Raw genomic sequence first — 22,066 nt, 5'->3', positions numbered from 1 at the left:
GATCTGTCAGCCGCCCGTGACATGAAAAAGGCCGTGCGTTGCGCACGGCCTTTTTGCTTTGGCTCGCTGATCGGGCCGGCGCCCGGCGGGCTCAGCCCGCAGCGCGCAGGTTGTCCGCCGCAGACTTGCCGGAACGGCGGTCGGCCACGATCTCGTAGGAGATCTTCTGGCCCTCGCGGAGCGAGCCGAGGCCGGCGCGCTCCACGGCGCTGATGTGAACGAACACGTCCTGGCCGCCATCGTCGGGCTGAATGAAGCCATAGCCCTTGGTTGCGTTAAACCACTTCACGGTTCCCATGCTCACGGGGGTAGTCCCTCTCAGATAACACTAATGTCGGAGCCCGCTCGCGCGGGCAGGGTTAGATCGAATTTCTGGAAGGGTCGTCAGCGTGTCTGAACCGGCTGTACCGGTGGATGCCAATGTCGTCCGGCCGAAAATCGATTAATTCATTTTATCGGAAGCAACGGTTCGAAACAATCCGGACGCGCACGATTTTTTGATCCGCCGTGATGTCAACGCCGGATCACCTGACAGATCGGAATTCGAACCCGCGCCGCAGCCGACTAGCGGCGGCGGAACTGGCCGCCGCGCTGTCCGGGACGGGGCGGTCCGCCCGGCGTGCTGGGACGTTCGTCCTTGTGGCGGAAAATCAGCCGGCCCTTCTCGAGGTCATAGGGCGACATCTCCACGGTCACGCGGTCGCCCGCGAGCGTCTTGATGCGGTTCTTCTTCATCTTGCCGGCGGTATAGGCAACGATCTCGTGTCCGGCGTCGAGCTGCACGCGGTAGCGGGCATCGGGGAGGATTTCGGTGACCAGTCCTTCGAACTGGATCAGCTCTTCCTTAGCCATTGATATCTCCAGGTCGTGGACGGCTAGTGCGAATAGGGTTTGCGGTTCGGTTGGCTGTTTGGCCGACTCTGGCGGCGCAAAAAGGCAACGCCTTGTATCCCATCAGGGGTCCCGGCGCTATGCGCGGAACGCTGTTCCGGACGGTCGACAGGCGACGAATGCATCTTACCACCGGAGCGGCGGCGGCGAGAACCCTTGGAGGCATTCGGGCCACTGCCGGGCCGTCCGTCGGCATGCCTCGCCTCGGCGTGCCGGCCTTCACCGTGCCTGCCGTCGCCTTGCTTACCGGCACTATGGTGGCGCCCGTCGGCATGCCGTTCGTCGGCGCGACGTCCGTCACCGTGGCGTGCGCCTTGCGGGCGCTGGCCCGGACGACCGCCCGGCCGGCCCTGTCGTTGCTGCGACGGGGCGGGACCAGCATCGCGGCGGCCGGCGTCGGTGCGGTGGTCCTCCCGCGGCAGGGCGACGCGAATCAGCCGCTCGATGTCGCGCAGATAGCCGAGCTCCTCGCCGCCCGCGACCAGCGAGATTGCGGTGCCGTCGGCTCCGGCGCGCGCGGTGCGGCCGATGCGGTGGACGTAGGTCTCCGGCACGTTCGGCAGGTCGAAGTTGATGACGTGACTGATGCCGTCGACGTCGATGCCGCGAGCGGCGATGTCGGTGGCGACCAGGGTGCGGATCTCTCCCGAGCGGAACTGGGCCAGCGTGCGCTCGCGATGGTTCTGCGACTTGTTGCCGTGGATGGCGTTGGCGGCGATCCCGGCCTTGGCCAGCGTCTTCACCACCTTGTCGGCGCCGTGCTTGGTGCGGGTGAAGACCAGCGCGCGGTTGATCGCCTCGTCCTGCAGCAGCTTGGTCAAAAAGGCCGGCTTGGCCGCGAAGTCGACCTGCAGGATGCGCTGGTTGATCCGCTCGGCGGTCGAGGACACCGGGGTCACCGCGACACGGGCGGGGTCGCGCAACATGGAATCGGCGAGCTCGGCGATGTCCTTCGGCATGGTGGCCGAGAAGAACAGCGTCTGCCGCTTGATCGGCAGCTTGGCGACGATTTTGCGAATGTCGTTGATGAAGCCCATGTCGAGCATGCGGTCGGCTTCGTCGAGCACGAGGAACTCGACGCTTGAAAGCTTCAAGCCGTTGCTCTGCACGAGGTCGAGCAGGCGGCCGGGGGTGGCGACCAGCACGTCGACGCCCTGCATCAGCGCACGGACCTGGCGGCCCATCGGCACGCCGCCGATCGCGAGCGTCGAGGACAGGCGGATGTGGCGGCCGTAGGCGTTGAAGCTGTCAAGTATCTGGCCGGACAGCTCGCGGGTCGGCGACAGCACCAGCACGCGGGCGGTCTTGGGCTGCGCCTTGATGCGGTTCTCGAGCAGACGATGCAGGATCGGCAGCGCGAAGGACGCGGTCTTGCCGGTACCGGTCTGGGCGATGCCGACGACGTCGCGACCGGTCAGTGCCAGCGGGATGGTCTGGGCCTGAATCGGAGTGGGGGTGACGTAATTCTCTTCACGAAGAGCGCGCGCGATGGGTTCGGCGAGGCCGAAGTCCTGAAACGAAGTCAAAAGAGGGGTTCTTTCCATGTCAAAAGCGAACGCCCGGCGCATCAGCGCGGCGCGCGCAAAAGGGTGTCGAGAAGACACCTGCGTGTTTGGGGTGTCGGATGGCTTGGATGATATGGGGCAAGCCAGAGGCCCGTAGAGGGCTTAAGAACACGCGGCTCGCTACGACCCCTTGATTCGCAAGAGGTCTCGGACGCTCATATGGAACATCGAGGGGGCGCTTTCAAGGCACTTGCCTCCAAAACAGCGGGTGCGGTGCAAAAATACTGCTGCCAGAAATTTAGCCAGAATTGGCGATTTGCTTAGAAAGTAGTCTGACTGCCGCTTTCGCATACATTTATGTTGCCTATGATTTAGGCTGCAAGACTGCGAAGAAACTTCGATTTCTGCCAATTAGTTTTGCAAATTCAATAAGTTGATGGGTGCCCAGCCCATGGCATGGTTCTTGCGATTCCGTTAACCGCAGGCGGCCGTGGGGCCGTTTCGCAGCGTTTTTCACGTCTGCGTCAGGGAGATGAGGCACTCATGTTTAACAAATCCACTCACGATATAGCGGCGTCATTTAGCCGCCGCGGCGTGCTCGCTGCGACCGCCGGACTGATGCTCGGTCTGGCTTCATTGACTGGCGCAAAGGCCGCCGACGACACCATCAAGGTGGGTGTACTCCACTCCCTGTCCGGCACCATGGCAATCAGCGAAACCACGCTGAAGGACACCATCCTCTTCCTGATCGACGAGCAGAACAAGAAGGGCGGCGTGCTCGGCAAGAAGCTGGAAGCCGTCGTCGTCGATCCCGCATCGAACTGGCCGCTGTTCGCCGAAAAGGCGCGCGAGCTGATCACCAAGAACAAGGTCTCGGTCGTGTTCGGCTGCTGGACCTCGGTGTCGCGTAAGTCGGTGCTCCCGGTGTTCAAGGAGCTCAACAGCATCCTGTTCTACCCCGTGCAATACGAGGGTGAGGAGAGCGAGCGTAACGTGTTCTACACGGGGGCTGCGCCGAACCAGCAGGCGATCCCTGCCGTCGACTACCTCATGAAGGACGAGAAGGTGAAGCGCTGGGTGCTCGCGGGCACCGACTACGTCTATCCGCGCACCACCAACAAGATCCTGGAGGCCTATCTGAAGTCCAAGGGCGTCGCCCAGGAAGACATCATGATCAACTACACGCCGTTCGGTCATTCCGACTGGCAGACGATCGTGGCCGACATCAAGAAGTTCGGCTCGGCCGGCAAGAAGACCGCGGTGGTCTCGACCATCAACGGCGACGCCAACGTTCCCTTCTACAAGGAGCTCGGCAACCAGGGCATCAAGGCCAAGGACATCCCGGTGGTGGCGTTCTCCGTGGGTGAGGAAGAGCTCGCCGGCATCGACACCAAGCCGCTGGTCGGCCACCTCGCCGCCTGGAACTACTTCCAGTCGATCAAATCGCCGGAGAACGAGAAGTTCATCAAGGCGTGGCAGGCCTACACCAAGAATCCGAAGCGCGTGACCAACGATCCGATGGAAGCGCACGTGATCGGCTTCGACATGTGGGTCAAGGCGGTCGAGAAGGTGAAGTCGACCGATCCCGACAAGGTCATCGACGCTCTCCCGGGCATCGAAGCCAAGAACCTGACCGGCGGCACCTCCAAGATGCTCCCGAACCACCATATCACCAAGCCGGTGTTCATCGGCGAGATCAAGGGCAACGGCCAGTTCGACGTGGTCTGGAAGACCCCGAGCCTCGTCCCCGGCGACGCCTGGTCGAAGGAGCTCGACGGCTCCAAGGACCTGATCGGCGACTGGGTCGGCAAGAAGTGCGGTAACTTCAACACCAAGTCCAACAAGTGCCTCGGCTCGGGCTCCTGATCCCGATCTGACGCTCCATTGCAAGACCGGAGAGGGCGGCGATCCCGCCGCCTTCTCCACTCATTTCTGCCGGGGTCATTCACAGTGCCAGCCCATTTGTCCGCTCGTCTCTGTTCGCTTGCACTCTCGTTGTTCCTGATTGCGTTCGCGCTGCCGGCCTTCGCCGGTCCGTTCGAGGATGCGGTCGCCAAATTCGCCAACGATGATTTTTCCGACACAGAAGAAGCGATCGGTGTGATCGCGGGCAGCGGCAGCAAGCTGGCTTTTCCGATCATCAATGCGCTTCAGGACGGTCGCCTCATGGCCGATCCCGACAGTAAGAAGGTCTACGTCACCGATGCGGACGGCAAGTCGATCGACGCTGCGACCGGCGAGGCCGTTGCCAGCGTTCCCGACAGTGCGAGCGCGGTTCGCCTCAACAACCGCCTGCGCCGCAGCGTCGACGCCGCACTCGGGAGCCTGACACTGCAGTCTCCGGATCTGGGAACGCGCCTGCAAGCCGCGCAGTCCGTCTTCAAGTCGCACGAGGAGACCGCGCTCGAGGCGGTCGATGCCGCGCTTGCCAAGGAAGCCAACAAATCCGTCAAGGCGGCGCTCACTGAGGCCCGAGCCGCGATCCTGCTGTTCAAGTCCGACGCCACCGAGGTCGAGAAGCTCGAAGCGGTCGCAACCCTCAAGGCGCGGGGCGACCAGGATGCGCTGGCGCTGCTCACCGGCATGGGCGACCAGCCGGCCTCGGTCACCAAGGCCGCCGCGAGCGCGATCGGCTCGATCCAGAATTCGCTCGCGGTCTGGTCGATGGTGCAGAATGCCTGGTACGGTCTCTCGCTCGGCTCGGTGCTGCTGCTCGCCGCGATCGGGCTCGCCATTACATTCGGCGTGATGGGCGTCATCAACATGGCTCATGGCGAGATGGTGATGATCGGAGCCTACACCACCTTCGTGGTCCAGGAGGTGATCCGCACCCGCTATCCCGGCCTGTTCGACTATTCGCTCTTGATCGCCGTGCCGCTCGCCTTTCTCGTCGCCGGCGCGATCGGCGTCTTGATCGAGCGCAGCATCATCCGCTTCCTCTACGGCCGTCCGCTCGAGACGCTGCTCGCGACCTGGGGCCTGTCGCTGGTGCTGCAGCAGGCGGTGCGCACCATGTTCGGCCCGACCAACCGCGAGGTCGGCAACCCCTCCTGGATGAGCGGCGCGTTCGAGTTCGGCCAGATCACCATCACCTATAATCGGCTCTGGATCCTTCTCTTCACGCTCGCCGTGTTCGCGATTCTGCTCGCGATGCTGCGCTACACCGCGCTGGGCCTCGAAATGCGTGCGGTGACGCAGAACCGCCGCATGGCGGCTTCCATGGGCATCGCCACCTCGCGCGTCGACGCCCTGACCTTCGGCCTCGGCTCGGGCATTGCCGGCATCGCCGGCGTCGCGCTGTCGCAGATCGACAATGTCAGCCCCAATCTCGGCCAGAGTTACATCATCGACAGTTTCATGGTCGTGGTGTTCGGCGGGGTCGGCAATCTCTGGGGCACGCTCGTCGGCGCCTTCACGCTCGGCATCGCCAACAAATTCCTGGAGCCGGTCGCCGGCGCCGTGCTCGGCAAGATCGCGATCCTGGTTCTCATCATCCTGTTCATTCAAAAGCGGCCGCGCGGCCTGTTCGCGCTCAAGGGCCGTGCGGTGGAAGCATGACCCCTCACATGCTGACGCGATCGCTGGACCGCAGCGCGACGATCTTCCTTGCCGTCGTCGCGGCCTGCGGCATCCTCATTCCGCTCTCCAACCTGCTGCTTCCCGCGGGCTCGTTCCTGCAGGTGCCGACCTATCTCGTCGCGCTCTGGGGCAAGTATGTCTGCTACGCCATCCTGGCGCTGTCGATCGACCTGATCTGGGGCTATTGCGGCATCCTCTCGCTCGGTCACGGCGCCTTCTTCGCGCTCGGCGGCTACGCCATGGGCATGTACCTGATGCGGCAGATCGGCACCCGCGGCGTCTACGGCAATCCGATCCTGCCCGACTTCATGGTGTTCCTGAACTGGGAGAAGCTGCCCTGGTACTGGTACGGCTTCGACATGTTCTGGTTCGCCGCGCTGATGGTGCTGGTCGTGCCCGGCCTGCTCGCCTTCTGCTTCGGCTGGCTCGCCTTCCGCTCACGTGTCACCGGCGTTTATCTGTCGATCATCACGCAGGCGATGACCTACGCGCTGCTTCTCGCCTTCTTCCGCAACGACTTTGGTTTTGGCGGCAATAACGGCCTGACCGACTTCAAGGATATCCTGGGCTTCAACGTGCAGGCGGAAGGGACGCGCGCCGCGCTGTTTGCGCTGAGCTGCCTGGCGCTGATCATCGGCTTCCTGATCTGCCGCGCCATCGTCTCCTCCAAGCTCGGCAAGGTCTTGATTGCCGTGCGCGACGCGGAATCGCGCACGCGCTTCCTCGGCTACCGCGTCGAATCCTACAAGCTGTTCGTGTTCACGGTGTCGGCCTGCATGGCCGGAGTCGCCGGCGCGCTCTACGTGCCGCAGGTCGGCATCATCAATCCGAGCGAATTCGCGCCGGGCAATTCGATCGAGGCGGTGATCTGGGTCGCGGTCGGCGGCCGCGGCACGCTGGTCGGCGCGGCGCTCGGCGCCGTCGTCGTCAACTACGCCAAGACGTTCTTCACCTCGGGCGTGCTCGCGCCGTACTGGCTGTTCATGCTGGGCGCATTGTTCATCCTGGTGACGCTGCTGCTGCCCAAGGGCATCGTCGGCACCTTCAACGCCTGGTGGGATCAGTCGAAGGAAAAACGCACCCCCGCGACTTCCGTGAGCGCCGCGGCCGAAGACGGCGTCACCGAACCCAAGATGGCGGAGTAAGCGGTCATGAACGTCATGGACACCCGCGCGACCTCCGCGATGCTCTATCTGGACGGCGTGCACGTCTCCTTCGACGGCTTCCACGCCATCAACAATCTGTCGCTGACGCTCGAGCCCGGCGAGATGCGCGCCATCATCGGCCCGAACGGCGCCGGCAAGACCACGATGATGGACATCATCACCGGCAAGACCAAGCCGGATGAAGGCACCGTGCTGTTCGACGGCGTCACCGACCTGACGCGGCTCGACGAGACCCGCATCGCCGAGCTCGGCATCGGCCGCAAATTCCAGAAGCCGACGGTGTTCGAGAGCCAGACCGTGCAGGACAACCTCCTGCTGGCGCTCAATGTCGACCACTCGGTTCGCGGCACGCTGTTCTGGCGCGGCAGCAAGGCGGAGTCCGAACGCATCGACAAGGTGCTGGAGACGATCCGCCTCACCGAGGCTCGCAATCGTCTCGCCGGCAGCCTCAGCCACGGCCAGAAGCAATGGCTGGAGATCGGCATGCTGCTGGCGCAGGACCCGAAACTGCTGCTGGTCGACGAGCCCGTCGCGGGAATGACCGACGTCGAGACGCATCTCACCGCCGAGCTGCTGAAGGAAATCAACAAGACCCACACCGTCATGGTGGTCGAGCACGACATGACCTTCGTGCGCGAGCTCGGCGTCAAGGTCACCTGCCTGCACGAAGGCACGGTGCTCGCGGAAGGGACCATCGACCAGGTCTCGTCCAACGAGAGGGTCATCGAAGTGTATTTGGGAAGGTAGCGAATGGCGAATAGGGAATGGCGAATGGACTGGCCGCTTCTCCTATTCGCTACTCGCCATTCGCTATTCGCCCGCAAAGGTGTTTCCGATGCTTGAAGTGAAAGACATCAACCTGTTTTACGGTGCTGCCCAGGCGCTGCGCGGCGTCTCGATCTCGGCCGAGCCCGGCAAGGTCACGTGCGTGCTCGGACGTAACGGCGTCGGCAAGACCTCGCTCCTGCGCGCGATGGTCGGGCAATATCCGATCTCGTCGGGCGCAATCGTGTTCGACGGCAGCGATATCACCGGCCTCAAGCCGTACGAGCGGGCGCGCAAGGGCATCGGCTTCGTGCCGCAGGGCCGCGAGATCTTCCCGTTGCTGACAGTCGAGGAGAACCTCAAGACCGGCTTCGGTCCGCTCAAGCGCGAGGACAAGCACATCCCCGACGATGTGTTCTCGCTGTTTCCGGTGCTGCAATCCATGCTGGGCCGGCGCGGCGGCGACCTCTCCGGCGGCCAGCAGCAGCAGCTCGCGATCGGCCGCGCGCTGGTGATGCGGCCGAAACTACTTTTGCTCGACGAGCCCACCGAAGGCATCCAGCCCTCGATCATCAAGGACATCGGCCGCGCCATTTCGTATCTGCGCAACCTCGGCAACATCGCCATCGTGCTGGTCGAACAATATCTCGACTTTGCCTGCGAACTCGGCGACAGTTTCGCGGTGATGGATCGCGGCGCGGTGAAGTTCACCTGCGACCGCTCCAATCTCGATCCGGGCGAGATCAGCCGCCAGATGGCGCTGTAAGCCGGAACAGACCTGCCGCGACCGGTTGGGGGAGACGGATGCGCAGCGAATTGTCAGCCACGTCCACGCTGTTCGAGGCCAACCGTGCCCGTGGCACCGTGCGCTTCGACGTGCATGCGCGCGACGGGGTGACACGGCGCGGCACCTTGCATGAATCCGGTTCGCTCCGCGTCCGCTTTCCCTCGCCGGAAGATCAGGGCCTGTCCGGCGTTTTCGTCAACACGGCCGGCGGTGTTGCCGGCGGTGATCGCTTTGATATCGAGATAGCGGCGGCGGATGCAGCGCGGCTGACGCTGACCACAGCGGCCGCCGAAAAGGTCTATCGCACGCCCGGAGCGGCAGCGCAGCTCAACATCGCCCTGAAGGTCGGCGCGGACGCGCATCTTGCCTGGCTGCCCCAGGAGACGATTCTGTTCGACCGTGCCCGCGTCCAGCGCCGCTTCGACATCGACCTCGACGAGGCGGCCTCGCTCCTGCTCTGCGAGACCGTCGTGTTCGGCCGGACCGCCATGGGCGAGCGGATGGAGCAGGGCGAGTTCGTCGACCGCTGGCGGCTACGCCGCGGCGGGCGGCTGGTGTTCGCCGAGACGGTCCGGCTCGACGGCGATATCGGTGCCAAGCTCGGCCGGTCCGCCGTCGCCAAAGGTGGCGCGGCGATCGGCACAGCCCTGATCGTGCCCGGCGACGAAGCCCTGGTCGAGCGCATCCGGGAGGCGTCGGAATCGTTCTCCGGCGAAGTCGGAATCTCGGCCTGGAATGGCTTTGCAATGGCGCGGTTCTGTGCCCAAGATGCGGCGCGCTTGCGCGCCGACATGATGACGGTGCTGGCGCGCACCGGTGCGGCCCTGCCGCGGCTCTGGCTGAACTAGACTGGTTGAATTGACGTGTTGAACGGAAGAGATGTCGCATGAATCTGTCTCCCCGCGAAAAGGACAAGCTTTTGATCTCGATGGCGGCGATCGTGGCCCGCCGCCGGCTGGACCGCGGCGTCAAGCTCAACCATCCCGAGGCGATCGCGATCATCTCCGACTTCATTCTGGAAGGCGCGCGTGACGGCCGCACCGTCGCCGAGCTGATGCAGTCAGGCGCGCAAGTTCTGACCCGCGACCAGGTGATGCCGGGCATTCCCGAGATGATCCACGACATCCAGGTCGAGGCAACTTTTCCTGATGGCACCAAGCTCGTCACCGTGCACGAGCCGATCAGGTAGGAGCAGAGCATGATCCCCGGCGAACTCTTCATCCAGGACGGCGAGATCGAGCTCAACGCCGGCCGCAAGACCGTGACGCTGACGGTCGCCAATACCGGCGACCGCCCGATCCAGGTTGGCTCGCACTACCATTTCTTCGAGACCAACCCCGCGCTGAAGTTCGACCGCAAGAAGGCGCGCGGCATGCGCCTCGACATCGCCGCCGGCACCGCCGTCCGCTTCGAGCCCGGCCAGACCCGCGACGTCCAGCTCGTCGCCATGGCGGGGAAGAAGACGATCTACGGCTTCCGCGGCGATGTGATGGGGAAGCTATGACCTCCGCAGGAACGAGCACGGCGCGGCATGGTTGAGGCGGAAACGGAGGTATTTCCATGCTCTCACCAATCCGCCTCGTCTCGGAAGCTGCCGAGCTCGCCGCGCAGCGCCATAACGGCATGGCGCGCAAGGGCCGCGGCAATGAGCCCTATATCAATCATCTCGCAGAGGTCGCGAACCTGCTCGCGACTGCGACCGACGGCGCCGATGCCGAGCTGGTCGCGGCCGGCTGGCTGCACGACACCATCGAGGACACCGACACCACGCGCGAGGAGCTCGCGCAGAGATTTTCCGATCGGGTCGCGTCCCTCGTTGCCGAGTGCACCGACGACATGAGCTTGCCGAAAGCGAAGCGGCGGCAGAAGCAGATCGAGGACGCGCCCCACAAATCGCCGGGCGCCAAGCTGATCAAGATCGCCGACAAGATCAGCAATACGGGCGCGCGCATTCAGACCGATCCGAATGCTGGGGAGCGCGAAGATCTCGCCGACTATATCGCCTGGGCCACGCAGGTCGTGGCGGGGTGCCGCGGCGGCAATGCGTGGCTCGACGAAAAATTCGATGACGCCGTGAAAGCAGCAAAGGCCTTGCTGTGACAAACCAGACATTCAATCGCAAACGGGGCTTGTGATGTCCGTCAAGATGAAGCGTTCCGTCTATGCCGACATGTTCGGTCCGACCACCGGCGACAAGGTGCGGCTGGCCGACACCGACCTCATCATCGAGGTCGAGAAGGATTTCACCACCTATGGCGAGGAGGTGAAGTTCGGCGGCGGCAAGGTGATCCGCGATGGCATGGGGCAGTCGCAGGTCACCAACAGGCAGGGCGCGGCCGATACCGTCATCACCAATGCGCTGATCGTGGACCATTGGGGCATCGTGAAGGCCGACGTCGCTATCAAGGACGGCATGATCGCAGGCATCGGCAAGGCCGGCAATCCCGACATCCAGCCCGGGGTCACCATCATCATCGGCCCCGGCACCGACGTGATTGCCGGCGAAGGCAAGATCCTCACCGCCGGCGGTTTCGACAGCCACATCCATTTCATCTGTCCGCAGCAGATCGAGCACGCGCTGATGTCAGGGGTCACCTCGATGCTGGGGGGCGGCACCGGCCCGTCGCACGGCACCTTCGCGACCACCTGTACGCCGGGGCCGTGGCACATGGGGCGGATGATCCAGTCGTTCGACGCCTTCCCGGTCAATCTCGGCATTTCCGGCAAGGGCAACGCGTCGCGCCCCGCCGCGCTGGTCGAGATGATCAGGGCCGGCGCCTGTGCGCTGAAGCTGCACGAGGATTGGGGCACCACGCCGGCCGCGATCGACAATTGCCTGTCGGTCGCCGACGATCACGACATCCAGGTGATGATCCACACCGACACGCTGAACGAATCCGGCTTCGTTGAGGACACGATCAAGGCGTTCAAGGGCCGCACCATCCACGCCTTCCACACCGAAGGCGCCGGCGGCGGCCATGCTCCTGACATCATCAAGGTCGCCGGCCTGAAGAACGTGCTGCCGTCGTCGACCAACCCGACGCGGCCGTTCACCCGCAACACCATCGACGAGCATCTGGACATGCTGATGGTGTGCCACCATCTCGATCCGTCCATCGCCGAAGATCTGGCGTTCGCCGAAAGCCGCATCCGCAAGGAGACGATCGCGGCCGAGGACATCCTGCACGACCTCGGCGCGCTCTCGATGATGTCCTCGGACTCGCAGGCCATGGGCCGCCTCGGCGAAGTCATCATCCGGACCTGGCAGACCGCGGACAAGATGAAAAAGCAGCGCGGGTCGCTGCCGCAGGACAAGGGCAAGGACAACGACAATTTCCGCGTCAAGCGCTACATCGCCAAGTACACCATCAATCCCGCCATCGCGCATGGCGTGTCGAAGCTGATCGGCTCGGTCGAGAAGGGCAAGATGGCCGATCTCGTGCTGTGGTCGCCGGCCTTCTTCGGCGTCAAGCCGGACTGCATCGTCAAGGGCGGCACCATCGTCGCGGCGCCCATGGGCGATCCCAACGCCTCGATCCCGACGCCGCAGCCGGTGCACTACCAGCCGATGTTCGGCGCGTTCGGCAAGGCACGTACGGCCTCCTCGGTGGTGTTCACTTCCAAGGCCGCGATCACCGGTGGCCTCGCGCGCAAGCTCGGCCTCGAGAAGAAGCTCTATGCCGTCCAGAACACCCGCGGCAAGATCTCCAAGAAGAGCATGATCCACAACGACGCGACGCCCAATATCGAGGTCGATCCGGAGACCTATGAAGTGCGCGCCGATGGCGAGCTCCTGACCTGTGCTCCGGCGGAGGTGCTGCCGATGGCGCAGCGATATTTCATGTACTGAAATAGCGCTCGACGCATGTCCCGGCGGTGTCTGGGGACGGCTTTTTGCGGTTTTGCGTTCGGTCCCGCCTGGTCTAATGTCCCGCCCGGTATCGTAACCCTCAGAAGAAAAGCCGGAGGATTTCTCGTGATCTACGTCGTTGCTACCTTGACCATCAAGCCCGAGACGCGCGCCGAATTCATTGCAGCCGCCACCGCCTGCATCAAGGAGACGCGGAGAGAGCCCGGCAATATCGCCTATGACCTGCATGAGAGCGTCACCGACCCTGCCAAGATGGTGTTCGTCGAGCAGTGGGAGAATATGGAAGCGCTGGGGCCGCATCGCGCTGCCGAGCACATGAAGACGTTCGGCCGCGTTGCGGTGAAATGTTTCACGGCGCCGCCGAAGATCGAATACATCACGCCCGAGAAGGTCGAGACACGGTAAAGAGGTAAGACGCATGATCCGGGCGACGCAGGTCAGGGGACAGCACCGCTTCACGGAAGCACCAGTGGACACGGTCGTGCTCGATTTTGACGACCGGCACCGCCGCCGCATGACGATGACCGGAACGCGTGGTCTCGAATTCCTGCTCGACCTGGAACATGCCGTCGCGCTGCGCGGCGGCGATGCGCTGGTGCTGGAGGACGGAAGGCTGATCGAGGTGGTCGCGGCGCCCGAGCCGCTGCTCGAAATCCGCGGCCGCGATCCGCACCACCTCGTCCGCGTCGGCTGGCATCTTGGCAACCGTCATCTGCCGACCCAGATCTTGGCCAAGGCCCTGCGCATCCGCCGCGATCACGTCATCGCGGCGATGGTGAAGGGCCTCGGCGCGCGTGTGATCGAGATCGAGGCGCCGTTCGATCCCGAAGGCGGCGCCTACGCCGATGCCGGCCACGCGCATGGACACGACCATGCGCATCACGATCACGGCCATCATCACCATGACCATGGCCACCACCATGATCATGGCTCGCACGACCATAGCCACGAGCACCACCATCACCACGACGAGCATTGCGATCATCCCGACCATCACCACGGCCACAAGCATGCTCATGACCACAAATGAGCCGGTCGGCGCCGGTGATCTTGCCGAGGGCGAGGCGGCGGCGCTGTACCGGCTGATGACCTGGCTTTCGCCGGCATTTCCCGTCGGCGGCTTCTCCTATTCCAGCGGCATCGAATGGGCGGTCGAGGCGGGCGACGTCACCGACACGACCACGCTGGCGGATTGGCTCGATGCGATGCTCGGCGACGGCTCCGGCTTCTGTGACGCGACGTTTCTGGTCCACGCCTATCGCGCCACGGAATCGCGCGAGACGGCCGCTTTGAACGAGATCGCCGAGCTCGCGAGCGCCTTCGTGCCGTCGCGCGAGCGGCAGCTGGAGACGACCTCACAGGGCCGCGCCTTCATCGATATCTCGCGCGCCGCATGGGATGCCGACGGACTGGATGCCACGGTCGCGGCATGCGGCGCGCCGCTAGTCTATCCGGTCGCGGTCGGTGTGGTTGCCGCGATGCACGCCGTGCCGTTGGCGCCGACGCTGCACGCCTTCCTGCATGCGCTGGTCTCGAACTGGATTTCCGCCGCCAGCCGGCTCATTCCGCTCGGCCAGACCGATAGCCAGCGTGTGCTGGTGAAGCTGGAAGCCGCCGTCGCCGCCACCGCCAATCGCGCGCTGAATGCAACCTTGGATGATCTCGGCAGCGCGACGTTCCGGGCCGATCTCGCCAGCTTGCGGCACGAGACGCAATATACCCGCTTGTTTCGGTCGTGAGCGGTGCGGCCGTCAAGTCATCAGGAGAGAACGAGTCACATGGCGAAATCTCACGGTCCCTTGCGTGTCGGCGTCGGCGGTCCGGTCGGATCGGGCAAGACCGCGCTGATGGACCTGCTCTGCAAGACCATGCGCGAGCGCTATGACATTGCGGCGATCACCAACGACATCTACACCAAATGGGATGCGGAGTTCCTGGTGCGTTCGGGATCGCTGACGCCGGATCGCATCGCCGGCGTCGAGACCGGCGGTTGTCCGCACACGGCGATCCGCGAGGATGCCTCGATGAATCTCGCTGCGGTCGCGGACATGCGCGCCAAGTTTCCCGGACTTGACCTCGTGCTGATCGAATCCGGCGGCGACAATCTCGCTGCCACTTTTTCCCCGGAGCTGGCCGACCTCACCATCTATGTCATCGACGTCGCCGCTGGCGACAAGATCCCGTCCAAGGGCGGCCCCGGCATCACCCGGTCCGACCTCCTGGTCATCAACAAGACCGACCTTGCGCCCCATGTCGGCGCCTCCCTGGAGAAGATGGAGACGGACGCCAGGCGCATGCGCGGCGAACGTCCCTTCGTCATGACCAACCTCAAGAAGAGCGAGGGGCTCGACCGAATCGTCGGCTTCATCGAGGCCAAAGGCGGCCTGAAACGGGCGGGCTGACCGGACGCGACCAGTTGGCGCAGGCGTTTTTCGTCGTTAACGCCTGGGCCGTGCCGCAACCCACGGAACAAATTTCGGACACGGCGATTAACTACCTCCGGCGCCCGGGGCGAATTCATCCCGGCCAGACCATCGGCCGGGCGGATTAAGCTTTTCAGGCGACCCAAGTTGCGTACTGATGCCTCCTCCTTCATTATCTCCGCCACTGGGGTTTACCCTGCTTCGGCCTCTGGCCGTTCGAGCGGCGTTCATGTGCTCCGTGTTCATTGCCGACCTCCTGCTTTCGCCTGAGTAATCGCGTGGTCAGGCTGGGTTTCATCATCGGCTTCATCGCTCTGCTCGGGGCCTTGCTCTCCGGGCTTGCGGCTTATCGCGTCCACGACCAGGAGCTGGCGCTGGACCGGATCGCGCTAGCGCGGGCGATCGACGTGCATGCGAGCCTGGTTCAGGACCGCCTGACCGAGCGGGAGCTGCTCGCGCGTGTCGCCTCGGGCCTGTTCCGCGCGCCGTCGGTGATCAAGCCGAACATGCTGGAGCCGCTGCGCTCGGCGATCTACGCCTTCAAGACCGACTTTGTGGTGGCCGGCTGGATCGCCCGGCTGAAGCCGAACGAGCTTGCGGACGCGCAAGCCGCCATCGCCAGCGCCGGCTTCCCGAATCCGCAGATCCGCTCGTTTGACGACAAGCCGATCAATCCTGCCGATGTCACCCAGCCGATCGACGTGCTGTTGGATCTCGAGCCGCGCAGCAACGAGACCACGGCCTTGCCCGGCCGCAGCTACGATCAGGATCCGGTTCGCAGCGCGATGCTCACGCGGGCGCGCGCCCAAAAGAGGTCGGTTGCCTCCGACCCGGTGCCGTTGATCCGCGGAAACGGGCCGATCGGCATCATCGTGGCCGCGCCAGTCGTTCCCGAGGGTGCGACGGAGCCGGCCGGCTTCGTCACATTTTCCTACGAGCTCGCCTCGCTGATGCTGGCCAATGACGACATGTCGCTGTTCGCGGTGGCGCTCAGGGATCCGCGCAAGGACGGCGGCGAGCTGATCGCCAATGATCAGGGCGTGGTCTCGACGCGGATCGCGGCGGCGGACGGGGCCCCGTCGGCGACGCGCACGGTGAGCTTCGGTGGCCGCGATTGGCAGCTCGGCTATTACGCGAAGACCAATTCGGTGCGCCGCGCCGAGCAGACCGCCATCATCGTAGCGGCGATCGGCTTTGCCATCACCGCAATGGTGTGCGGCCTGTTCGGTTACGTCGCCTACAACAATCTGCGGCTCAGCCGGGAGATCCAGGTCAGGATCGGATTCGAGCGGCGGTTGACCGCGGTGATCGACGAGCTCAACCACCGCGTCAAGAACATCCTGGCGGTGATCCAGTCGATCGTGACGCGCACCTTGCGCCACGGCTCGGACATCGACATCGCGCGCGAGCTCCTGATCGGGCGCATCCACGCCATGTCCAATGTGGTGTCGCTGCTCAGCGAGAGCCAGTGGCAGGGTGTCAAGTTGAAGGGCCTGTTCGAGGCGCGCGCGATTCCGCATGCCGATCGCATCGCCGTCACCGGCCCCGACATCGCGGTCAGCGCGCGTGCCGCACAGAGCCTGTCGCTGCTGTTCTTCGAGCTCGCCTCGCATTCCGACGAGGGCCTGTCGCTGGTCGGCAAGCACCCGCACATCACCGCCAACTGGACGGTGACCGGCGAGGAGGGCGACGAGGTCTTCCATTTCCGCTGGGAGGAGTTCAACACCAGCGAGGCGACGCGCCGGCCCGATTCCGATTTCGGCCTGATCCTGCTCGACCGCGTCGCGCCCGAGGCGCTGGGCGGGACCGCCAAGCGCTTCTTCACCGACGTCTCCTACGTCTATGAATTGACCGCGCCGATGGAGACGGTCGTCGACATGACCGAGCGCGACCGCACGGATAAAATCTCGGCGCCGGTCAGGCCGGTGCGCGGCTAACCTTTCGGTTGCAACACCAGATCGACGAGGCTGCGCGCGTAGCCGGGTGTGATCGGCGCGATGCCGAAGATATAGCGGTAGAACAGGCTGCCATAGATCGCGTCGTAGAGATTCTCAGGAGGACCCTCGGCCTGAATGCTGCCGTCCTTCTGGCCGGCGGCGATCATGTCCACCAGCGCGTCGCGGCGGAATTGCAGGTACCGGGCGTAGAACAGCTCGGCCGACCCGGTCTTGGAAATGCATTCGGAGACGACGGCGAGCTGCACCTTGCCGAACTCGCCCTGCAGCGCCTCGGCATAGGCGGCGGCGTGGCGCCGCGCGCGCGCCGCGGGCGTGCCCGCGCTCGCGGGCGGCAGCGGCAGCATCTGCGACGCATGGTGGAGGAAGGCGTCGATCAGCAGCGCTTCCCGCGACGGCCACCATTTGTAGATCGTCATCTTGGAGACGCTGGAGTGCCGTGCGATCGCATCGATGGTGGTGGCGGCAAGGCCGGTGGTCGCCATCAGTGCATAGGCGCTTTCGAGGATGGCGTTGGTGGTCTCAATCGACCTTGGCCGGCCGCGCCGGGGCGCGCGCTCCGCCTCTTCACGCCCGTCTTTCGCCATCGCCACGCCCGGTCTCCTCACGCAGGGTCCCGGCATAGCCCAGGGGCGGCATTCGGCCTAGCAGAATCGCACGATTTCGTCGCGAAGCGATCAGCTCTGGGCCTGCTGCCGCAGGGCTGCCGGCAGATCCTGCCGTTTCGACCAGGCGATGTAGTAGGCGAGCCCGGTCATCGCCGCGAAGCCGGTGATGCTCACCGCCACCTGCATCACCGCCAGGTTCGGCCCGGTGATTAGGATGAGGTGGCCAGCGAAGGATAGGAACACGGCGACGCAGAATACCGCGAGCCATTCCTCACCACATGCGATCACCGCTTGCAGCGGTTTCCATCTCAGGCCGGGGTGATCCGCCGGAATGAGATGGGTGGCAATGAACGCGAGGGCGAGGAAGTGGACCACCCGATAGGGAGCGAGGTTTTCCTTGTCGGTCGGAGCGATGCTGTTGAGGAGCAGATCGGGCAGGTAAGCCGACAGCGCCGGCGAATGGCGCATCAAGGTGACGGCCATCGCGAAGACCAGGTAGGCGCCGGCGAGGATCCGCAGCCAGGACATGCCGTGCAGCGCACGTCCCGGAGCGCCCGTCACGGCGAACCAGCCGCCCAGCACCATCAACATCTGCCAGCACAGCGGATTGAAGGTCCATTCCCCGTCCGGATAGATCCGAAAATTCCAGTCGAACCAGCGTGCGGCGAGATACAGCGCGACCGATGCCGCCAGCGTCAGGTTCGGGCCCCGCAGCAGGCCCCACAACGCGAACGGAAAGAACGCCATCAGCGGGACCATCAGCTGCAGCAGGTCAAGGTTCAGCGGCTCTTCCTGGAGCACGAGACCGCGGACCAGGATGCGCAGTGGATGCTCGAGAATTCCGGAGATGTTGTATTGGTGGATGATCTCCGGCGCCATCGATTGCCTGGCGACATAGGCGATGGCATCGATATAGATCACGAACAGCACGACATAGGCGGCATAGAGCCGCCAGACCCGGCGAAAGATGCGCGTCGCCGCGACCAAGTAGCCGCGTTCCAGCGCCATCCTGCCATGGATGATGGCGACCCCATACCCCACCACGAACACGAACAGGTCCGCCGCGCCGCTGAAGCCGAAATTGCGCAGCGTCAGCAGGTTGACGACGTTGTTGGGAATATGGTCGACGAATATGGACCAATTGGCGATGCCGAGCGTCAGATAGAGCCTGGCGTCATGCTGGAATGCGGCGAGGTTCGCCTTGACGGACGGTTTCATTGAGCAAAATAGCTTTGGGAATCAGGATGATGCTTTTAACGGCAACCGCCTGCTCGTCCGAGTAGCGTTTGCGTGAGCAGGGAAGAACCGCGCCAAACGGCGTCAAATGTGCCGCTTGCTCTATGAAATGCAGATAGATGCGCGCGCAGTAATTATAATGCCGGACTCTACTCGGCAGGTTCGGCCGACACCTCGTCGGATACGCCGGCGCGGCTCGCCAGGATGCCCAGGGCGACGCCCCCGATCGCCAGGATCGGCAGCAGCCGCTTGACGCCGATGGCACGAACGATCTGGAGCCCGGTGGCGAGGAGCATCGGATCTGCAAGCATGCTCTGCGCGGCCGATTTCGCGGCGCGCTCGGCCGCGATCTGGGCGCGTTTCTGCACCTCGCGCTTGTAGCTCCAATAGGAGCCTGCCGCGGCCAGGGTCAACAGGAAGAAGATGCCGGCGCCGGCAAGACAAGCCTGCACCGGGCCATATTTCTGCAGCACCCAAATGAAGACGGCGGCACAGAGGAAGCCTGTGGTCACGAGCAGCGCGAAGGCAGCGCCCGCGGCAAGGGAGGTCAGCCGAACCGTCGTGCCGGTTGATGCGCTGATGCCGTCGATGATGCGCTGAAACATGGCCTTGCTCCTCAATCCCCGCCAGCCGAATGGTCACGAGCCAACAGCGGCGGCGTGCCGCCGCCGTATCAAATGGGCGTCGACATCCTTAGCGACGCCAGGCGACGCCGATCAGGAAGCCGATGCCGAGCGCCAGCCCGACGGTCGCCAGCGGCCGCTGCGTGATCGCCTCTTCCAGCGTCTCCTCGATCGAGCCGTAGGCGTCATGTGCAGCTTCCATCATCGCGCTGCCGCGCTCGGACATGTCGTCCATCGCGGAGTCCATGTTCTCGCGCGCCTGGCGATAGCCGCGGCGAGCCTGCTTGCTGGTGGAGTTGGCGAAAGTATTGAGCGCGTCGGTGATCTGGTCGGTGAGGGCGGCGATATCGCTTTTCACGGCTGCTACATCCTTTTCGAGGCGGTCTCGGGTGGCTTTGTCGGTCCAGTCTCTCATCCCGGCTTCGGCATTGGGCGTGGACATCGGGAGCTCCGAACTGTTGACGGCTGAGATGGGCGGAGAACGTTTCGTCGCCGGGTAAGTTCCGTTCGCTGAAACCGGTCAGGCTTGCGGCAGCTGCGGCGAATTCTCCGGCAATAGGTGGTCCTTCAGGATCAGCGCGACGATCAGGAGCGGCGACGACAGGAACGCGCCCATCGGCCCCCACAGCCAGGTCCAGAACGCGAGCGCGAGCAGCACGGCGAGCGCGTTCAGGGCGAGCCGCCGCCCGATGATCGTCGGCGTGATGAAGTGACCCTCGAGAAAGGTGAGGCCACCGAAGGCGAGCGCGGCCATCAGGCCGCCGCCGAGGGTCGGGAAGGCGATCAGCCCGACCACGACCAGCACCACGAACATCGCCACGGGCCCGATGATCGGGATGAAGTTGAGCGTGGCCGCCAGTGCGCCGAGCCCGGCCGGATTGGGCATTCCGGTCAGCGCACAGATCAGGCCGGTGGCGACGCCGACGCCGACATTGATGAGGGTGACGGTCAGCAGATAATTGCCGAGATGGACCTCGATCTCGTTGAGGATCCGGAGCGTGCGCAGCCGCGCGTCGTGATTGCTGAAGGTCATGATCATGGCCCGCCGCAGGTCGCGCCAGCTTGCGATGAACAGGATCAGGGTGACGAAGAACAGCAGGAATTCGGTAAAGGTCGGTGACAGGAATTCCAGCGTCGGCTGCACCCACTCGATCTTGGGCATGTGCAGGCTCGGCAATCCCTCCGAGCCGCCGAGCATGGCTTGCAGCTCCCGCCAGAGCGCAAGCGGCCGGTCGAACACGTGCAGCTTGTCCTTCAATTGCGCGCCGAGCTCTGGCAGGCGCGTGCTCCACGCCATGACCGGCGAAGCGATCAACGCGACGGCGAAAGCGACCACCGCGCTCACTGCGACCACGATCAGCACGGCGCCGACGCTGCGTGGGACCTTGCTTCGCTCCAGGAAGGTGGCCGCCGGAGACAGCATGGTCCCGATGACGAACGCCATCACGACCGGCAGGAAGAACGCCCGGCCGACATAGAGCACGGCGACGATGGCGATCAGCAACAGCCCGGCCAGCGCGAACGCGACGAATTCAGTGCGGCGGATCACCGGCGGCAGCTCGACATGGCTCTCGGGAAGCGGATCGCCTTCGCTGTTGCCGGAAATCAAACGTTCACTGGGTAGGACGCGCACAATATCTCTCCCGCACGGAATCCGTGATCCGCGCGCCCATTGATGACGTGACTAATGCTTGGGCGGCGTGCTGGTTCCATCGCGGCTTCGTGAACGGATGCTCGCTTGACTGTGACGTCGCTGCCGCACGCTGCGCCGGAACTTCGATCGAGGCGGCGGAGTTTGTTGAGGCAGCGCATCACCTGATGCACATCCAACGGGGCAGCTCATGACAAAGTTGTTTGCAGTCCGTCGCAGCTTCTCGCCGCGCGCCGTCGGCGCGTTCGCCTTCGCAACCGCTCTTCTCGCAGTGCCGGTGGGCACCGCAAGCGCCCAAACCTTCGGCTATGCGCCGATGCAGCGGGTGTATCCGCAGGACCTTTACTCGCAGGGCCAATACTTGCAGGGCCAACACTTGCAGGACCAAGGCTATTCGCAGGATGACATCAACGAGGCGCCGCAGGTCGCCGATGAGGATGCCCAATTGCCCGACCGGCTGCGCAGGCAGATCGTCGGCTTTGACCGGAGCGAGCCGGCCGGTACCATCGTCATCGATACCAACAGCACCTATCTCTATTACGTGCTCGGAGGCGGCCGCGCGATCCGCTACGGCGTCGGCGTCGGCCGCGAGGGCTTTACCTGGTCGGGCGTGCAAAGCGTCAGCCGCAAGGCCGAGTGGCCGGACTGGCATCCGCCGGCCGAGATGATCGCGCGCCAGCCCTATCTGCCGCGCTTCGTCGCCGGCGGGCCCGGCAACCCGCTCGGTGCGCGCGCGATGTATCTCGGCTCGAGCCAATACCGCATCCACGGCACCAATGATCCCTCCACCATCGGCAAGTTCGTCTCGTCCGGCTGCATCCGCATGACCAACGAGGACGTCGTCGACCTGTATAGCCGCGTCAATGTCGGCGCCAAGGTCGTGGTGCTGCCGAAGAACGCGCCGTTAATGGCGAAGGGAGGTGATCCCGTGCGCAAGCGTCCGGCCGTGACGACACTGCCTTCGGGTCGGCAGGCGCTGAACATGACCACGTCGGCCGTGAATTAG

At 64.3% G+C, this 22,066-nt stretch carries 24 protein-coding genes; 16 read left to right on the top strand and 8 right to left on the bottom strand.

Going from position 1 to position 22,066, the window contains the following annotated elements:
• Window positions 1-91: 91 nt before the first annotated feature.
• The 3 genes from I6F28_RS04065 to I6F28_RS04055 all read right to left on the bottom strand — a co-directional run bounded on the left by I6F28_RS04065 (window position 92) and on the right by I6F28_RS04055 (window position 2,459).
• Window positions 92-304, bottom strand: coding sequence for a cold-shock protein (locus I6F28_RS04065; protein ID WP_035998097.1), 213 nt, complete (start codon window positions 302-304; stop codon window positions 92-94).
• A gap of 260 nt (window positions 305-564) precedes the next feature.
• Window positions 565-852, bottom strand: a complete 288-nt coding sequence (infA, locus tag I6F28_RS04060; RefSeq protein WP_035998101.1) for a translation initiation factor IF-1 — start codon at window positions 850-852, stop codon at window positions 565-567.
• Between the two features lie 23 nt (window positions 853-875).
• On the bottom strand, window positions 876-2,459 hold the full coding sequence (locus I6F28_RS04055) for a DEAD/DEAH box helicase (protein ID WP_225139311.1): 1,584 nt from the start codon (window positions 2,457-2,459) through the stop codon (window positions 876-878).
• Between the two features lie 480 nt (window positions 2,460-2,939).
• Between I6F28_RS04055 and urtA the strand changes: the two genes are divergently transcribed.
• The 15 genes from urtA (at window position 2,940) to I6F28_RS03980 (ending at window position 16,924) form a co-directional block, all read left to right on the top strand.
• Window positions 2,940-4,262: an urea ABC transporter substrate-binding protein gene (gene urtA, locus I6F28_RS04050; RefSeq protein ID WP_035998103.1), complete on the top strand. Its 1,323-nt coding sequence runs from the start codon at window positions 2,940-2,942 to the stop codon at window positions 4,260-4,262.
• An 84-nt stretch (window positions 4,263-4,346) separates the two neighbouring features.
• Window positions 4,347-5,954, top strand: a complete 1,608-nt coding sequence (gene urtB / locus I6F28_RS04045; RefSeq protein ID WP_225139310.1) for an urea ABC transporter permease subunit UrtB — start codon at window positions 4,347-4,349, stop codon at window positions 5,952-5,954.
• Window positions 5,951-7,120 (top strand): urea ABC transporter permease subunit UrtC, encoded by a 1,170-nt coding sequence (urtC, locus tag I6F28_RS04040; protein WP_036021615.1) that lies wholly within the window; start codon window positions 5,951-5,953, stop codon window positions 7,118-7,120. The genes urtB and urtC overlap by 4 nt, the downstream gene beginning before the upstream one ends.
• A 6-nt stretch (window positions 7,121-7,126) precedes the next feature.
• Window positions 7,127-7,888, top strand: coding sequence for an urea ABC transporter ATP-binding protein UrtD (gene urtD, locus I6F28_RS04035; protein WP_018646608.1), 762 nt, complete (start codon window positions 7,127-7,129; stop codon window positions 7,886-7,888).
• An 88-nt stretch (window positions 7,889-7,976) separates the two neighbouring features.
• A complete protein-coding gene (urtE, locus tag I6F28_RS04030; RefSeq protein WP_036021619.1) occupies window positions 7,977-8,672 on the top strand; it encodes an urea ABC transporter ATP-binding subunit UrtE in 696 nt (231 codons plus the stop codon).
• A 38-nt stretch (window positions 8,673-8,710) separates the two neighbouring features.
• Window positions 8,711-9,541 (top strand): urease accessory protein UreD, encoded by an 831-nt coding sequence (locus I6F28_RS04025; RefSeq protein WP_225139309.1) that lies wholly within the window; start codon window positions 8,711-8,713, stop codon window positions 9,539-9,541.
• 38 nt (window positions 9,542-9,579) lie between these two features.
• Window positions 9,580-9,882 (top strand): urease subunit gamma, encoded by a 303-nt coding sequence (locus tag I6F28_RS04020; RefSeq protein WP_007605424.1) that lies wholly within the window; start codon window positions 9,580-9,582, stop codon window positions 9,880-9,882.
• A 9-nt stretch (window positions 9,883-9,891) separates the two neighbouring features.
• Window positions 9,892-10,197, top strand: a complete 306-nt coding sequence (locus I6F28_RS04015; RefSeq protein WP_026202067.1) for an urease subunit beta — start codon at window positions 9,892-9,894, stop codon at window positions 10,195-10,197.
• A gap of 56 nt (window positions 10,198-10,253) precedes the next feature.
• Window positions 10,254-10,793, top strand: coding sequence for an HD domain-containing protein (locus I6F28_RS04010; protein ID WP_035998123.1), 540 nt, complete (start codon window positions 10,254-10,256; stop codon window positions 10,791-10,793).
• 34 nt (window positions 10,794-10,827) lie between these two features.
• Window positions 10,828-12,543, top strand: coding sequence for an urease subunit alpha (gene ureC, locus I6F28_RS04005; RefSeq protein WP_225139308.1), 1,716 nt, complete (start codon window positions 10,828-10,830; stop codon window positions 12,541-12,543).
• Window positions 12,544-12,669: 126 nt separating this feature from the next.
• A complete protein-coding gene (locus tag I6F28_RS04000; RefSeq protein ID WP_225139307.1) occupies window positions 12,670-12,969 on the top strand; it encodes a putative quinol monooxygenase in 300 nt (99 codons plus the stop codon).
• A gap of 13 nt (window positions 12,970-12,982) precedes the next feature.
• Window positions 12,983-13,594 carry an urease accessory protein UreE gene (locus I6F28_RS03995; protein ID WP_225139306.1) on the top strand — a complete coding sequence of 204 codons (612 nt, stop codon included), beginning with the start codon at window positions 12,983-12,985 and terminating at the stop codon, window positions 13,592-13,594.
• A complete protein-coding gene (locus I6F28_RS03990) occupies window positions 13,575-14,303 on the top strand; it encodes an urease accessory protein UreF (protein WP_225139459.1) in 729 nt (242 codons plus the stop codon). The genes I6F28_RS03995 and I6F28_RS03990 overlap by 20 nt, the downstream gene beginning before the upstream one ends.
• A 39-nt stretch (window positions 14,304-14,342) precedes the next feature.
• On the top strand, window positions 14,343-14,966 hold the full coding sequence (gene ureG, locus I6F28_RS03985; protein ID WP_025033975.1) for an urease accessory protein UreG: 624 nt from the start codon (window positions 14,343-14,345) through the stop codon (window positions 14,964-14,966).
• A 299-nt stretch (window positions 14,967-15,265) separates the two neighbouring features.
• The gene (locus tag I6F28_RS03980; protein ID WP_035998135.1) at window positions 15,266-16,924 is read left to right on the top strand and encodes a CHASE domain-containing protein; all 1,659 of its coding nucleotides are present in this window, start codon (window positions 15,266-15,268) and stop codon (window positions 16,922-16,924) included.
• Here I6F28_RS03980 and I6F28_RS03975 read toward each other — a convergent pair.
• The 5 genes from I6F28_RS03975 to I6F28_RS03955 all read right to left on the bottom strand — a co-directional run bounded on the left by I6F28_RS03975 (window position 16,921) and on the right by I6F28_RS03955 (window position 21,042).
• A complete protein-coding gene (locus I6F28_RS03975; RefSeq protein WP_035998138.1) occupies window positions 16,921-17,529 on the bottom strand; it encodes a TetR/AcrR family transcriptional regulator in 609 nt (202 codons plus the stop codon). The genes I6F28_RS03980 and I6F28_RS03975 overlap by 4 nt on opposite strands.
• Window positions 17,530-17,619: 90 nt before the next feature.
• On the bottom strand, window positions 17,620-18,768 hold the full coding sequence (locus I6F28_RS03970; RefSeq protein ID WP_035998141.1) for an OpgC domain-containing protein: 1,149 nt from the start codon (window positions 18,766-18,768) through the stop codon (window positions 17,620-17,622).
• Window positions 18,769-18,935: 167 nt separating this feature from the next.
• Window positions 18,936-19,391 (bottom strand): hypothetical protein, encoded by a 456-nt coding sequence (locus tag I6F28_RS03965; protein ID WP_057028148.1) that lies wholly within the window; start codon window positions 19,389-19,391, stop codon window positions 18,936-18,938.
• An 88-nt stretch (window positions 19,392-19,479) separates the two neighbouring features.
• Window positions 19,480-19,851 (bottom strand): ElaB/YgaM/YqjD family protein, encoded by a 372-nt coding sequence (locus tag I6F28_RS03960; protein WP_035998171.1) that lies wholly within the window; start codon window positions 19,849-19,851, stop codon window positions 19,480-19,482.
• A 78-nt stretch (window positions 19,852-19,929) separates the two neighbouring features.
• Window positions 19,930-21,042: an AI-2E family transporter gene (locus tag I6F28_RS03955; RefSeq protein ID WP_035998174.1), complete on the bottom strand. Its 1,113-nt coding sequence runs from the start codon at window positions 21,040-21,042 to the stop codon at window positions 19,930-19,932.
• A gap of 208 nt (window positions 21,043-21,250) precedes the next feature.
• On the opposite strand from I6F28_RS03955, the gene I6F28_RS03950 reads away from it, so the two are divergent.
• Window positions 21,251-22,066 carry a L,D-transpeptidase gene (locus I6F28_RS03950; protein ID WP_035998178.1) on the top strand — a complete coding sequence of 272 codons (816 nt, stop codon included), beginning with the start codon at window positions 21,251-21,253 and terminating at the stop codon, window positions 22,064-22,066.

The organism is Bradyrhizobium sp. NBAIM14, from assembly GCF_020193895.1.
In the GTDB taxonomy this organism is placed as follows: domain Bacteria; phylum Pseudomonadota; class Alphaproteobacteria; order Rhizobiales; family Xanthobacteraceae; genus Bradyrhizobium; species Bradyrhizobium yuanmingense.
This window is presented reverse-complemented; position numbering and strand designations above follow the sequence as displayed.

Excerpts from the sequence above, each read along its gene's own strand:
- infA (WP_035998101.1), bottom strand. The coding sequence starts at position 852 with ATGGCTAAGGAAGAGCTGATCCAGTTCGAAGGACTGGTCACCGAAATC.
- I6F28_RS04055 (WP_225139311.1), bottom strand. The coding sequence starts at position 2,459 with ATGCGCCGGGCGTTCGCTTTTGACATGGAAAGAACCCCTCTTTTGACT.
- urtA (WP_035998103.1), top strand. The coding sequence starts at position 2,940 with ATGTTTAACAAATCCACTCACGATATAGCGGCGTCATTTAGCCGCCGC.
- urtC (WP_036021615.1), top strand. The coding sequence starts at position 5,951 with ATGACCCCTCACATGCTGACGCGATCGCTGGACCGCAGCGCGACGATC.
- urtD (WP_018646608.1), top strand. The coding sequence starts at position 7,127 with ATGAACGTCATGGACACCCGCGCGACCTCCGCGATGCTCTATCTGGAC.
- urtE (WP_036021619.1), top strand. The coding sequence starts at position 7,977 with ATGCTTGAAGTGAAAGACATCAACCTGTTTTACGGTGCTGCCCAGGCG.
- I6F28_RS04025 (WP_225139309.1), top strand. The coding sequence starts at position 8,711 with ATGCGCAGCGAATTGTCAGCCACGTCCACGCTGTTCGAGGCCAACCGT.
- I6F28_RS04020 (WP_007605424.1), top strand. The coding sequence starts at position 9,580 with ATGAATCTGTCTCCCCGCGAAAAGGACAAGCTTTTGATCTCGATGGCG.
- I6F28_RS04015 (WP_026202067.1), top strand. The coding sequence starts at position 9,892 with ATGATCCCCGGCGAACTCTTCATCCAGGACGGCGAGATCGAGCTCAAC.
- I6F28_RS04010 (WP_035998123.1), top strand. The coding sequence starts at position 10,254 with ATGCTCTCACCAATCCGCCTCGTCTCGGAAGCTGCCGAGCTCGCCGCG.
- ureC (WP_225139308.1), top strand. The coding sequence starts at position 10,828 with ATGTCCGTCAAGATGAAGCGTTCCGTCTATGCCGACATGTTCGGTCCG.
- I6F28_RS03995 (WP_225139306.1), top strand. The coding sequence starts at position 12,983 with ATGATCCGGGCGACGCAGGTCAGGGGACAGCACCGCTTCACGGAAGCA.
- I6F28_RS03990 (WP_225139459.1), top strand. The coding sequence starts at position 13,575 with ATGCTCATGACCACAAATGAGCCGGTCGGCGCCGGTGATCTTGCCGAG.
- ureG (WP_025033975.1), top strand. The coding sequence starts at position 14,343 with ATGGCGAAATCTCACGGTCCCTTGCGTGTCGGCGTCGGCGGTCCGGTC.
- I6F28_RS03975 (WP_035998138.1), bottom strand. The coding sequence starts at position 17,529 with ATGGCGAAAGACGGGCGTGAAGAGGCGGAGCGCGCGCCCCGGCGCGGC.
- I6F28_RS03970 (WP_035998141.1), bottom strand. The coding sequence starts at position 18,768 with ATGAAACCGTCCGTCAAGGCGAACCTCGCCGCATTCCAGCATGACGCC.
- I6F28_RS03965 (WP_057028148.1), bottom strand. The coding sequence starts at position 19,391 with ATGTTTCAGCGCATCATCGACGGCATCAGCGCATCAACCGGCACGACG.
- I6F28_RS03960 (WP_035998171.1), bottom strand. The coding sequence starts at position 19,851 with ATGTCCACGCCCAATGCCGAAGCCGGGATGAGAGACTGGACCGACAAA.
- I6F28_RS03950 (WP_035998178.1), top strand. The coding sequence starts at position 21,251 with ATGACAAAGTTGTTTGCAGTCCGTCGCAGCTTCTCGCCGCGCGCCGTC.